Annotated in this window: 16 protein-coding genes and 1 pseudogene; 10 read left to right on the forward strand and 7 right to left on the reverse strand. The window is 31.8% G+C overall.

The genetic code is table 11. The features are described from left to right. Window positions 1-43: 43 nt before the first annotated feature. Genes C6989_RS01990 through C6989_RS02000 form a run of 3 tightly spaced genes read left to right on the forward strand, consistent with a single transcriptional unit; the run spans window position 44 to window position 920 of the window. The gene (locus C6989_RS01990; protein WP_182126221.1) at window positions 44-580 is read left to right on the forward strand and encodes a hypothetical protein; all 537 of its coding nucleotides are present in this window, start codon (window positions 44-46) and stop codon (window positions 578-580) included. 30 nt (window positions 581-610) lie between these two features. Next, complete coding sequence (locus tag C6989_RS01995) at window positions 611-763, forward strand: hypothetical protein (RefSeq protein ID WP_014964094.1); 153 nt, start codon at window positions 611-613, stop codon at window positions 761-763. Between the two features lie 10 nt (window positions 764-773). Next, entirely contained in the window at window positions 774-920 is a 147-nt protein-coding gene (locus tag C6989_RS02000; protein WP_182126222.1) for a hypothetical protein, read from the forward strand. A 1-nt stretch (window position 921) separates the two neighbouring features. Here the strand turns inward: C6989_RS02000 and C6989_RS02005 are convergent, their stop codons facing one another. Both C6989_RS02005 and C6989_RS02010 read right to left on the reverse strand, forming a co-directional pair. After that, complete coding sequence (locus tag C6989_RS02005; RefSeq protein WP_182126223.1) at window positions 922-1,416, reverse strand: dual specificity protein phosphatase 23; 495 nt, start codon at window positions 1,414-1,416, stop codon at window positions 922-924. A 49-nt stretch (window positions 1,417-1,465) separates the two neighbouring features. After that, window positions 1,466-2,105, reverse strand: a pseudogene (locus tag C6989_RS02010) (cyclase family protein). 75 nt (window positions 2,106-2,180) lie between these two features. Here C6989_RS02010 and C6989_RS02015 point away from each other — a divergent pair. Further along, window positions 2,181-2,438, forward strand: a complete 258-nt coding sequence (locus C6989_RS02015) for an Lrp/AsnC ligand binding domain-containing protein (protein WP_148702447.1) — start codon at window positions 2,181-2,183, stop codon at window positions 2,436-2,438. On the opposite strand, the gene C6989_RS02020 is transcribed toward C6989_RS02015, so the two are convergent. Next, on the reverse strand, window positions 2,433-3,581 hold the full coding sequence (locus C6989_RS02020) for an aminotransferase class V-fold PLP-dependent enzyme (RefSeq protein WP_182126224.1): 1,149 nt from the start codon (window positions 3,579-3,581) through the stop codon (window positions 2,433-2,435). The two genes, C6989_RS02015 and C6989_RS02020, sit on opposite strands and share 6 nt — an antisense overlap. A 26-nt stretch (window positions 3,582-3,607) precedes the next feature. On the opposite strand from C6989_RS02020, the gene C6989_RS02025 reads away from it, so the two are divergent. Together C6989_RS02025 and C6989_RS02030 are read left to right on the forward strand one after the other, a co-directional pair. Then, complete coding sequence (locus C6989_RS02025) at window positions 3,608-4,213, forward strand: hypothetical protein (protein ID WP_182126225.1); 606 nt, start codon at window positions 3,608-3,610, stop codon at window positions 4,211-4,213. A gap of 127 nt (window positions 4,214-4,340) precedes the next feature. After that, window positions 4,341-4,640: an ATP-binding protein gene (locus C6989_RS02030; RefSeq protein ID WP_012216147.1), complete on the forward strand. Its 300-nt coding sequence runs from the start codon at window positions 4,341-4,343 to the stop codon at window positions 4,638-4,640. A 32-nt stretch (window positions 4,641-4,672) separates the two neighbouring features. Here the strand turns inward: C6989_RS02030 and C6989_RS02035 are convergent, their stop codons facing one another. Then, window positions 4,673-5,668, reverse strand: coding sequence for a cupredoxin domain-containing protein (locus tag C6989_RS02035; protein WP_182126226.1), 996 nt, complete (start codon window positions 5,666-5,668; stop codon window positions 4,673-4,675). A gap of 195 nt (window positions 5,669-5,863) precedes the next feature. Here C6989_RS02035 and C6989_RS02040 point away from each other — a divergent pair, with 195 nt between their 5' ends. Next, window positions 5,864-7,594 (forward strand): HAMP domain-containing protein, encoded by a 1,731-nt coding sequence (locus C6989_RS02040; RefSeq protein WP_255464652.1) that lies wholly within the window; start codon window positions 5,864-5,866, stop codon window positions 7,592-7,594. Between the two features lie 26 nt (window positions 7,595-7,620). On the opposite strand, the gene C6989_RS02045 is transcribed toward C6989_RS02040, so the two are convergent. Beyond that, window positions 7,621-8,772, reverse strand: a complete 1,152-nt coding sequence (locus tag C6989_RS02045) for a J domain-containing protein (protein ID WP_148702451.1) — start codon at window positions 8,770-8,772, stop codon at window positions 7,621-7,623. Between the two features lie 99 nt (window positions 8,773-8,871). Continuing rightward, the gene (locus C6989_RS02050; RefSeq protein ID WP_148702452.1) at window positions 8,872-9,294 is read right to left on the reverse strand and encodes a universal stress protein; all 423 of its coding nucleotides are present in this window, start codon (window positions 9,292-9,294) and stop codon (window positions 8,872-8,874) included. A 124-nt stretch (window positions 9,295-9,418) separates the two neighbouring features. Between C6989_RS02050 and C6989_RS02055 the strand changes: the two genes are divergently transcribed. Genes C6989_RS02055 through C6989_RS02065 form a run of 3 tightly spaced genes read left to right on the forward strand, consistent with a single transcriptional unit; the run spans window position 9,419 to window position 12,231 of the window. Continuing rightward, window positions 9,419-10,243, forward strand: coding sequence for a CBS domain-containing protein (locus C6989_RS02055; protein ID WP_148702453.1), 825 nt, complete (start codon window positions 9,419-9,421; stop codon window positions 10,241-10,243). A 1-nt stretch (window position 10,244) separates the two neighbouring features. Then, complete coding sequence (locus C6989_RS02060; protein WP_182126228.1) at window positions 10,245-10,928, forward strand: VIT1/CCC1 transporter family protein; 684 nt, start codon at window positions 10,245-10,247, stop codon at window positions 10,926-10,928. Window positions 10,929-10,935: 7 nt separating this feature from the next. Continuing rightward, window positions 10,936-12,231, forward strand: a complete 1,296-nt coding sequence (locus C6989_RS02065; protein WP_182126229.1) for an APC family permease — start codon at window positions 10,936-10,938, stop codon at window positions 12,229-12,231. Here the strand turns inward: C6989_RS02065 and C6989_RS02070 are convergent. Further along, window positions 12,228-12,884, reverse strand: a complete 657-nt coding sequence (locus C6989_RS02070; protein WP_148702456.1) for a hypothetical protein — start codon at window positions 12,882-12,884, stop codon at window positions 12,228-12,230. The genes C6989_RS02065 and C6989_RS02070 overlap by 4 nt on opposite strands. Window positions 12,885-12,915: the final 31 nt, after the last annotated feature.

Below are 12,915 nucleotides of genomic sequence, written 5' to 3' on the forward strand. Positions count from 1 at the left end.
GAAAAAGCACTTATTGCGGATATAAATCATTATGAGAGTAGAAATGGGCGAAAGTAGGATTTCAGACATAGAATTGGTAAAAACCAAGGATGAATACTCTTCAGATGAAAATATTGAGATAAATGTTCAATTTTCAGTTGAAGGTGGCTTAAGAGACGCATTTAATGAGACAAATTGGACCAAAGCATACAACAACAATGATGTTTCATTCAAAATGAAATATGGTGTTAAATTGACTACAGGTGGGTTTAGGAAAAAAGAACTGGGTAGAACAATTGATACCTATAGAAAGGCATCCATATTTTGGACAAGAAATCCTAAACTTGTCAATCCTATGAAAGATAGAAGAATTTGGGTTCAAGTAGCCAAAAATTTTGAGCCATTCATTAGACTCTCAGAAGAAGAAGTAAGACAGGAATTATTTGACTTTGATGAAAAATTTGTTTTCAAGGCTGAAGATTTGGGAAAAGGCACACACAAAATTAGTGCTGAGGCATTTGCATCATGGCAAAAACATGATTATACAGAACCAGGAAGTGTCAAGAATAATTCCAAAGATATTGAAATCAAAATCAATTAGGGATATAAGGAACTTTTTGATGGAATTAACATGGCAAAATATGATGGTCTGTTAGGACAACCAATTCTTGAAGTTGAAGATCCTGATAAGGAAGGAGGAATTACCTTTATCTTTAAAGACAACAGATTCCTGTTCATCAAAGCAAATGACGGGAAAATCGAGACCGTATCAATTCCAGAATAGGTGAATATGAATGGGAAAATATGATGCAATCAAAATGTTAGAACTTGTAAAGGTAGAAGATCCTGATTCAGATGGTGGACTTACCATGATTTTTCAAGAAAATAAAACTTTGAAAATCAAAATTGTCGATGGAAAATTAGTTGCAGACTTTGTTTAAACTAATTTTTTACATGTTTTTCATAAAAACCAATAGCTAATTCTTGTACTTCAGATTGAATAGAACCGGGTCTTTCTGTACGAATTTTTTGAATAGCTTCTTTGGCTGAGAATTTTTTGTATTTGACAAAATAACATGCAAGTATAGTTCCTGCTCTTCCCATTCCAGCTGCACAATGAACCATAACTGATTGATCATTTGTAATTTGTTCATGAATAAAATCAACTGCAGAATCTATTTTTTCCATATCAGGAGCTGTAAAATCAGGAGTTGGCACATGAAGATAATCTATGTTTTGTATCCAGTTTTGTGGGAGAGCATTTTCAGTCATTGTTACAATTGATTTTACACCTTGATTTACAATCCAATCAAATTCATCAAAACTTGTAGGCATGCCTGAACCTGCTAATTTTTCTTCAATCAACCATGAAAAGTTTGTAGGTTTTTTTGTAATTTTTCCATGAACTTTCCTCCAAAGATTACCAGGTTTACTCATGATAGATATCACTACCTACCATATTTTTAGCATTACGAAATGACATAATTTAAAATGCTATTGCCCTTACAGGTGAGCCTGTTGCATCTTTTAGTTTCAGCGGAAGAATTGTAAAGTTAAATTCATTTGATGAAATTTTATTCAAATTTGCCAAGTTTTCTACTATCAATATATTATTTTTAGATAAGATATGATGAACACAATGATTCATCTTGTCCAAGATCTATACTAGGCGAATCAATTCCAACAAGGTTTATTTTTTTTTGTGCAAGATATTTAGCAGCTGACGATTCTAATCCAGGATTTTCTGTAAAGTAGTTATTTTTTTTGAGATTTTTCTGCCAACCAGTAAAAAAGAAAACAGATGATTTGTCAGGGATCTTTCCATTTTTTTTCTCAAATTGGAGAATTTCAGATTTTGTGATAGGAGAATTTTTTGGTTTTTTTAGTCTGATCAGTATAGCTTTGCTCATTAATCTATAAAGGGGAATTTGGTCGATTTTGATGCCATTTTTAACAAAATGAAATGGTGCATCAAGATGGGTTCCAGTATGGGAGCTAAGGAATAAAAGCTCAAGATTATACCCATCTTCTTTTAGACTAGACCAAAAAATGAACTGTGGTTTTGGGGAACCAGGAAAACTTGGAATAGATTTTGATATTGTAAGTGTGAGATCTATAGGTTTCACATTAATAATATCAAGTGCTGATTAATCAATTTTTGAATTATGAAAAGTTAAATACTGTTTGATTAAAAATTTCGTGTGACCACTGCGTACGTTCTACTAAATTCTGATTTAGGATCAGATGAATCAATCATCAATGAAGTAAAGCAAATTCTTACAGAAGAAGATGTGACTTATGAAGTTCAGGGGGTATACGGGGTATACGACATAGTCTTAAAATTATCCTCAGATGATGCTGAAAAACTGCGTTCAATTATTACCAATAGGGTTAGAAAAATTACAAAAGTTCAATCTACATTAACTATGATGGTTATAGAAGAACAAGAGAATCTATAGATTCTTTATCGCATCAATTACTGATAGAATTTCCGATTCAGTGTTAAAGAAATGGGGTGATGCTCGTACAATCTTTTGTTCCATGATTTCTCTTACAGCCAAGATTATGTTTTGTTTTTCAAGTCTATCAACTAGTTCTTGTGAATCAATTCCATTGATGTTAAAAGATACAATACTGGTTCTAGAATCAGGATCTTCAGGACCATATAAAATAATTTTTGGTAGTTTAGATAGTTCTTCTCTAAGAAGATTTGACAGGTATTGATTTTTTTTACGAATATTTTCTAGTCCAAAGTTTAGCAAGTAATTTGCAGATGATTCTAATCCAACAATTCCAACATAATTTCTAAATCCAGTTTGGAATTTATCAGGAAGTTCTTTGAATGCAAGATTTGTATCATCATAGATAATTGCAGATTCTCCACCTATAGTTTTTGGTTCTAGTAGATCACTTGATTTTCTATTACAATAAAACAAGCCAGTACCCATAGGACCACATAACCATTTTGAACCATTGAAAGACATGAAATTGCAATTCATTTTAGAAACATCAACATCAATGCACCCTACAGTTTGTGCGCTATCAACAAAAAGAGGTACTTTATCATCTAGAATTTTTATTATTTTGTCCATTGGTAAAATTGAACCAGTATTGTATAATGCATGACTTAGCGCAACCAATTTTGTATGATCATCAACAAATGATTCCAAATCTTCAAGTTTGAAAAGACCATCTTTGTCAATAGGGAGATTTTTTATAGAAATTTTTTCTTTTAATTTTAGCCATGGATAGAAATTTGAATGGTGTTCATGTGTCATTCCTCGAATAATTATATTTGATTTTTCATCAAATGAAAGGCCATTTGCAACAATGTTGATTCCATCAGTTGTGCTCTGAGTTAAAACAACTTCATCAGGTTGGCATGAAATAATTTTTGCTATTATTTTTCTCATATTCCTTAGTTTTTCAGTAACAAATGGTTCTGATTCCTTTGAATCAGGACCTATGGAATTGTATGAAATTAGAAATTCTCTCATTGCTTCAATACTTTGAGCAGGCATTAAAGAAACAGATGCATTGTTTAGGTAGATTTTACCTGAATTTGGAAAATCATCTGAAATATCTTTTGAGACTAAATTCATTATTATATCTGTAAAATGCTAAATGATTGTTGGATAAAAATCCTGACCAGATTCTAGATAGCAAATTAATTCACATTCAAAATGAATTTCGAGAAAAAATTCCTAGCATAGTACTTTGTTCAGAACCTTTTCACAAAGCAGAATTTCTCAAAAAGTTAATTGATTCTATTGAAAGTCCAGTAATTTTTGTAGATATGGATTTACTTTATACTGGATATGTCGAGTCAGGAATTATTCAGAAAAGAAATAATGTAACAATTTTTCATCCAACAAAAGAAAATTGGAAAGAAAAATTAACAGAAATAATTTCAAAAATATCAAAAGAAAAATTTTTTGTAATTATTGATTCATTTAACGGAGTCTACAATATGTTTGATGATTTAGAATCTGCAATATTCATTAATTCATGTGTAATGTTGCTCTCCTCATTAGGAAAAAGAGTAGAGTCATCTGTTCTAATTACTGGCATGGCAAGGAAAAAAGAAAATGAAGGTTGGATTCTTACGCCAGGAGGCAAACAAATCCTAAGATCTGCAAAAACAGGAGTTTATTTTCTAAAGAAGATTAAAAATAACTTGGTTATTCATTCTATAAACAAAGAAAATGAAGATTCAAAAATTTTCAAATTCTAGAACAAATACTAGATTTTGTATAAAGTGCGATCAAAAATTCAAACGGTGTTATAAAATTTCAAACGCCGTTATAACATGATATTTTTAGGCAAATTATATTAATACCAAATCAAGATTCTATTTTGTTATGCCAGTAGGAATTATTCCAGACATAAGCGAACAAATGTGTATCGGATGCGCACTATGTGTAGAAATCTGTACAACACTTGGTCCAGATGTCCTTAGAGTAAAACCAGTTGAAGGCTGGAAGAGAGGTAAAGCATTTGTCTTCTACCCAGAAAGATGTATTTCTGATGGTGCATGCATCGGTGTATGCCCAACAAAAGCAATCTTTTGGATGAGACCAATGGACTTTACTGTTGGACAACCAGTTCCACTCCACAAAGATTCAGTCTTCGTCAAAGGTTGGACCGAATTAATCGATTAGATTAGTTCAACTTTTAATTTCTTTTTCTTATTTTAGACTTTAACAGCCCCAGACTTGGTTTTTGACACATCTGGTTTCTTCTTTAACCAAAATAGTGCAACAATAAACATTACAGCTGGAACAAGTATAATGAAAATCATCAATTCATAATATGTGGTCAATCTTTGTGCAGGTTTGATATGATATGTTTCATGAGATGTTTTTTCAGGATTAGCATAAACTGCAGCAGTAAAATCTACTGATCTTTGTTCTTTACTTTGTACATCACCAAATACAGTTACGCTTTCTTCAGCTAAAAGTGAAGGGGTTTGAATACCTTCAATTCTAACAATAATTGAACCAGGATCGGTAAAAACAAAATTTCTGTAATCTCCACCTATCTGACTTAGCCCTTCATCTCGAAAAATTTCGTGTCCATTTTGGAAAATCACAAAATTATACTTCATCTCTGCAAGATTAGAGTTTGTTTGAGGATCATAGAATTGGTATACAAATTGAATTTTTTCATGTGTTTTAATTACTGGAGGATCCCATGCCAGATTAACTTCAATAGCTCCATCTGGAGTATATTGTAAGAGAGGAAATTTGATTTCTTTTCCTGTTGCATCATGAGGGTAATCAGGAATTTTTTCTTCAACAATTATCATTCCATCCATCCACGGATGAATTGTACAAAAATATGAAAAGTTTCCTGATTCTTCAAATTGATATGACCAAGATTCTCCTGGAAGAAATCTACCACTATCAAATATCCCATCAGGTTTTCCAAAATCTCTATTATCCATCCAACCAAATCTTCCTGGTCCATCACCACTAGTTACAGTATGGGCTTCTCTATCATCATTATACCAGGTTATAGTATCTCCAACTATCACATTGATTAATGGTGGATCATACCAAACTTCTGCCGGTGTATTTAGTTCAGGATTGTATGCTCCAAAGGGAATATCAATAATGTATTCCTCAGCATAAGCAGAAGATGTTGAGCCTAAAATAGCAAGAATTGAAAGCAGTATTAGAAATTTCATATTTAAAAAAAGTGTAGAATTCATAATTAAATGCTGAAGGTTATTTTCATTCATAGTAGTAATTATCAACTTGAAGAATTACTTGTAAACGTAATATACTTAGAAATACTAGAAGCCTTGATATTTACATAAAATTAACATAGAACGAAATTGTCAATCTCATTTAATCTAGATAAAAAACTCATTTTGTTGGTAATGATTGTGTCCGTAATTGGATTAACAATTACAGGATTTTTTAGTTTTAATTATGCTGATCAAATTCTAAAACAGAGAACAGGAGATCAATTATTTGGTGAATCCACAGTACGTGGGGAAACTCTGAGATTGCTTTTTGAATCAAGAATTGAACAAAATCAAATTCTAGCAAATGATCCTATGATTCAATTTTTGATTACTGAGATGAATAACGTTCCAGAAATACAACTTAAAGCTGTTAAAGAGGAAAAACGTAGGGATTTTCTAATTCAGGTGCAGGCATTTCAGAAACTTATCGGATTTTCAATTGGATTTGAAGACGTCAAGATAATTGGCAAAAATGGGAGTATCTTTTTCTCACTTTCAGGAATATCTAATCAAGATTATTCTCAAGATGAGTATTTTCAAAGAGGACTAAAGGAATCTTTTGTTGATTTTGAACCCTCAGAATCTGGTAAAAAAATGATTGTTGTATCTCCTGTTTATGTATCAGATAGTAAGATTGGAGATGAACCAATAGGAGTCATTATCTCTAGAATGAGAACTTCTGCAATTGATAATATTTTGCTTAATAGAAGTGGATTAGGCGAAACAGGTGAAGTATACATTGTCAATGATGATTTTGTAATGCTATCTGAATCCCGATTTTTTGAAAATGCTGTATTTCAGCAAAGAGTGGATACTTTAGCTGTGCAAAAATGCTTCAATCAAGGAGAAGAAAATCTAGGATTTTATCCTGATTATAGAGGAATTCCCATTTACGGTTCATCTTATTGTGCTAAAGATTTAGGAATTGTTTTGCTTGCAGAAATTGATGAAGGTGAAGTAGAAAAACCAATAGAAATTCTTCAAGATAGAATAATGCTAACAGGTATAGCCATAACTGCTGTAATGGGAATTGTAGCTTTTGTTATGTCAAAATCATTATCAAGACCACTAATCAAATTGAAAAGTGCTGCAAATAAAATTGCTGATGGTAATTTTGATGTCAGAACCAATATCAGAACAAGAGATGAGATAGGAGAACTGTCTAATGCATTTGATTCAATGGCACAAAAACTACAGGAATCATTAATTGAAATTAAAGAAAAAGAGGAAGTCATCAAACAGCTTGAGGGAGACACGTTGTTAAAATTTTCACAGCATGTAGAAAATGATTGTGTAGGAGTAATTGACATGGCAGATTCTACTAGAATATCATCAAAACTATCAGATGAAGATATTACAAAACTATATGAGATATTTTTAAATTTTATGGCAAAAATTGTTCTTAAACACAAAGGTGAAGTCATTAAAAATATTGGAGATGCATTGATGTTTAGATTTGCAAATGTTGATACTAATGATTCTACATCAGTACAAAATATTTTAGAATGTTGTTTATCTATGGTTGAATCTTATGGAAGATTACAAGAACAATTACAAAAAGAGGATTTACCTAGATTAGATTACAAGATTAGTTTAACGTATGGTCCTGTGAAGGTAGCTGAAAGTATTACCTCTAAAATTAGCGATATTTTTGGTCCCACAGTAAATCGATGTTTTAAAATTAATTCATTATGCCCCAAAAACAGCTTGGTAGTTGATCAAAACATCTATAATATTTTTAAAGATTTTTCAGAATACGAGTTTACAGAATTATGTATAATTGAATTAAAACAGAAATATGGTTACAATATTTTTGAGGTTAGAAGAAAAAAATTAGATGATTTTGGGACAGAATCTAGCTAAATTTTGTAATATTGCAGGTAATCTGATTAGTTTTTAAATCCAAATCTTGATGCCCAACCTGATTTCTGTTTTTTTGTTGGTTTTTTTGAGAGATTATCTAGCATTTCATATGTGATGGTAAATCCATGACCAACCATGGTTGCATCACTTGCATAATTTTCTTTGTTAGATACAAATTCGTCAGCTAAATCTTTGATTTTTTTAGTTTTAAGATCAAATAATCTGATTTTCTTACCATTTTCTAATTCGATTTTTGCATCACCGCTTAATCCTTGAATGGAAAAATTTTCAAAAAATCGAATTGAACCACCTTCTTTTAGTTTTATAATTGAATCATAGGTAAATTTGTCTCCATAAAATAGAATTTCACGTGCAGAAATTATTACATCATCTTCTATATTTAGAACAATTACTGTGTCAGCATTTAGCGATACAGTATTAACTACATTTTCAGCAACAATTTTACCATTTGGAGCAGAAACTTCAGTTCTGTGTTCTAGAATTTTATATACACCAACTTTTCCCTCAGGATCCTCAACTCTAAATTTTCTACCAAAAATATTTCCTACTACAACATTTCCATTATCAACAGTAATTTTTGCTCCATTTTCAATTTTGTATTTGTTTTCTATGGGATCAACAAATTTGAAATCTCCTTTTCTAAGATGAATATTTGTTTGATATTCCTTAGTCCAGGATGGACTGGTAATACTTCCCTGCATAGTAATTGGGCCATCATATGTTAAACTACCAGCCATGAAATTTCCTTTAATTGACAAGGCACCATTAGCTTTTCTTTCCAATTCAATTTCACCAAGAGTTTTTGATCCAAACAGTCTTGAAGCAGTTGAATTTGCTCTGTTATGTGCTGCTGCCCATTCTTCAGCGGCTTTCATTTCTTTAGACAATTGTTGTCCTAGAATCTGATTTTTCCTTCTTACATCAGCCTCAGATTCATCAGAATATACTCTTGAGTTTTTTATTTTTTCAATGTCTGTTTCAGGATATTTTTTACCAATTTTTAGATCTTCATATGCTTGTTTGATTTTTATAAATTGCTCGTTTTCTCCACCACGATCAGAATGATATTGTAAAGCTAATCTTCTAAATGCATCACGAATTTCTTTTTCACTAGTTCCTTCAACAATTCCTAAAATATCATAATTACTTTCAACCATATCTTACATTATCCAAATAATTTTTCATGATTCCTATACTTTTAGGTTATTACATTTACAGGATATCAAGTATGTGAAAATAAAAAATGGTAAAAAATACTATTTCACAACTAAGACAGGAATCTTGGTTTTGTGCATAACATAATTTGATGTGCTACCAAGAAATGCTTCTTTTGCACCACCCATGCCCCTTGCACCAATTACAATCATGTCAAATTTTCCTTTTTGAGCATATTTGACAATCTCAGTTCCAGTATGGCCACCGCCAGTATGATACTTGAATTTGGCACCAGCATTTTGGGTTTTTTTCATTGCAGGACCAATGGCTTTTACAGCCTTTTTTTGAGCCTCGTCTTTCATTTTTTGTGTGTATTTGATTCCTGCAGCAAGAGGCAAGTGAAATACATAGAAGCCAGTAATTTCGGCACCACTTCCTTTTGCAATCTCAATTGCTCTGTCTAAGCCACGAGTAGCGTTTGCAGAACCATCAAGTGGAACAAGAATTTTTGCAAACTTTGCCATGTCTGAATGTTTCATCCATAGAATATAAAAATAGACAATATTTCCAAAGTTGAGATTAGAAATTATAATCAGAATTGGAAATTATCTCCGTAGTTTTTATACAAAAAATCTTGTAAGTTAAAAATTGACAATTGCTTCAATTTCAAATAAACCGATCTCAATTATTAAAAATTCTACAATTTCTGATGCAATCAAAATGTTGCTAGACACAAAAATTAGCAGATTAATTGTTAATGATGGTGGAAAACATATTGGCATAATTACTGAAAAAGACATAGGGCTGTTTTTGTTTTCAGAAACAACAAGGAGAGGATTAGAAGAAATTCCCGTTACAGAGATTATGAATCCAATTGAATTTGTTGAACAAGATATTATTCCTGAAAATGCTGCAAAGATAATGATTGAAAAAGGTATTAGCTCATTAGCGATAGGAGAAAAACAAGAAGTAAAAGCAATTGTAACAAAAAGTGATCTTGTAAGATATTTTGTTGAAAAATTATCTGGAAAAAACAAAGTTGTTGATTTTATGACTCATGATTATGAATATACCCATACTGCCGCACCATTGTATAAGGTTGTAAGGAAGATGTTAGAAAAAAAGATCTCAAGGATTATTGTAAAAAATCAACAAGAAGAACCAGTAGGGGTAATTTCATTTAGAGATTTATTTAGAATATCAATTGAGCTTGGTAGTGAAGATGATTTTTCAGGCACAAATTTTGATAATGTTAGACGTGGATTTCTATCCGAAGAAGGATTTGGGGATATTTCATTAGCTAGAGATGTGATGAGTAAGGGACTAATCACTATCAAATTTAATGAAGATTTAGGAAAAGCTTGTAATGTATTATTAGAGAATAACGTTAGTGGTCTAGTTGTTCTTGATGGAAACAACAGTATTGCAGGAATAATTAGTAAAAGTGATGTAACTAAAGCAATAATAACATAACATGAAGTGGCATTTTGATGATTTTGTTTATGGCTCTATTGATGGGGCAGTTACGACTTTTGCAATAGTTGCAAGTGTTGTAGGAGCTGGATTATCTCCCGGAATTATTTTGATTTTAGGATTTGCAAATTTGTTTGCAGATGGATTTTCAATGGCAGCAGCAAATTATCAGGCATCAAAAGCCAGAAATGAGTTTATTCAAATGAAAAGAAAACAAGAGGAATGGGAAATTGACAATTTAGAAGAGCAGGAAAGAGATGAGATCAGAGACATTTACAGAGAAAAAGGATTCAAAGATGAATTGTTAGAAGAAGTTGTAAGAATTATCACATCTAGAAGAAAAGTTTGGTTGGATACCATGATGAAGGAGGAGTTAGGGTTAATTGAAGACAAAAAGAATCCTTTAGATAGTTCTTTTAGTACATTTTTTGGGTTTAATGTAATTGGATTAATTCCATTAATACCATTTATGATCTTCATTATTGTCGGAGTTGAAGCAAATTCGGAGGCATTTGTATATTCCATCATTTCAGTAAGTATCGCATTTTTTATGGTAGGGATGATAAAAGGAAAAATTGTAAAAAAATCAAAAGTTCGTTCAGGAACCTATACGTTAATCATAGGTGGAACAGCAGCATTTGTTGCTTATTTGGTAGGATACGGATTAAATTCTCTGATAAATTAGGAAAGCGATGTCTGAACTAAAGCGACACATGGGACTTTTTCACCTTACCATGTATGGTGTAGGATTAATTCTAGGTGCAGGAATCTATGTCTTAATTGGAGAAGCTGCAGGATTTGCAGGTAATTCAATGTGGGTTTCTTTTTTGTTAGGTGCAGTTGTTGCAATTTTTGCAGGATTAAGTTATGCAGAGTTATCAGCTTTATACCCAAAAGCTGCTGCAGAATATACATTTGTAAAAAATGCATTCAAGAATAATTTTTTTGGTTTTATTATAGGATGGTTAACAGCAATTACATCAATTATAGTTGCTGCTACTGTTTCACTAGGATTTGGCGGATATCTAACTCAGTTTATTGATTTACCAATTACAATTGGAGCGATTTTTCTAATCATAATTTTATCGGTTGTAAATTTTATAGGAATAAAAGAATCTGCATGGGCAAATACTATTTTTGCATTGGTTACTACAGCAGGACTTGTTCTTATTATTTTTCTTGGTTTTTCAATAGAACCAGTTGAAACAATTAATTATTTTGAAACACCAAGTGGCATGACAGGTATAATTCTAGCATTTGTTTTGATTTTCTTTGCATTTATTGGGTTTGAAGATATGGCAAATGTTGCAGAAGAGGTTCGGAGACCCCAAAAGACAATTCCGAGGGCTATAGTTTTATCAGTTGTAATTACTGGAATAATCTACGTACTAGTTTCCTTATCAGCAGTACGAATTCTAAATTGGGAAGAGTTAGCATTATCATCTGCACCATTAGCTGATGTAGCTCATGCTGCTTTGGGTCCAAATGGTAGTTTTACTTTATCTCTAATTGCTCTTTTTGCAACTGCAAGTACTGTTCTAATTACACTAGTTGCAGGTGCCAGAATCCTGTATGGAATGGCAAAAAGTAACTCATTGCCACGATTTTTTGCCAGAATTCATCCCAAAACAAATACACCATGGATTGCAGTAATAGGAATTTTAGTCACATCAATTGGTTTTGCCTTTGTTGGAGATATTGTAATTATAGCAAATATTGTAGTTTTTGCAGTAGTCATTACATTTGCAGCAATTAATTTGGCAGTAATTGTTCTACGATATACAGAACCAGTACTAAAAAGACCATTCAAAGTTCCAGTCAATATTGGTAAATTTCCAATTTTACCATTATTTGGATTTGTAACTACTGTTTACATGGCATTACAATTTGAAATTGAGGTTGTTCTTGTAGGATTAGCCATTATAGGAATTGGAGCAATTTTGTATTTTGTTTTAAAAAGAAGAAATAGTTTTGTAGAGTCAGATTAGTTGTTTTTAGATTTTGTAAGCGCAATAATTGCAATTACTATTGCTATTATACCAACACCAATTCCTGCATAACCTACATCCATTTGTTGTCTTGTTTCTTCTAGATTACTGACAGAGTCCTTTAGATTTCCAATATTTTCAATGAGCGCAGTATGTCCATCAATCATTTGTTGTACAGTAATATCAGAAGGTTCAGGAAATTCAATGTATGCTCGTTCTGCAACTTTTGGTGGATGCATTGATAAACTAATTGGAGTGTCTTCAATGGCGCCCAACACATTTGCTTGATAAAATCCTGATACAGTTGGGTTAACAAATGCATAATATTTTCCAGGAATGTCATGATCAGGTGAAAGTGGTAGTGTAATCATTTCATCTTTGTAAATTAATTGCATCTTTAGAGTTTTTTTTAATCCTTCAATTCCATTTTGAAATTGTTGCGATTCTGCACATTTTCTTGGTTCTGAAATTTCAGGACATGGTATTAGAGGACTAGCATAGAATTCAATGGCATTAGTATCACCAGAAACAACTGGTTCATTCATCCAGCCAATCTCTACCCGATATTCCCCCACAGCATCAATAGTGTGCCCATATGCGACACTAATCATACCTGGAATAACTAGCAATAGAAGTAAAATGCTTAGTTTCATACTAAAAAAATCTAATTTGATATTAAAAATG

The sequence above is a fragment of the Nitrosopumilus sp. b2 genome, from assembly GCF_014078535.1.
GTDB classification, from domain to species: Archaea; Thermoproteota; Nitrososphaeria; order Nitrososphaerales; family Nitrosopumilaceae; genus Nitrosopumilus; species Nitrosopumilus piranensis.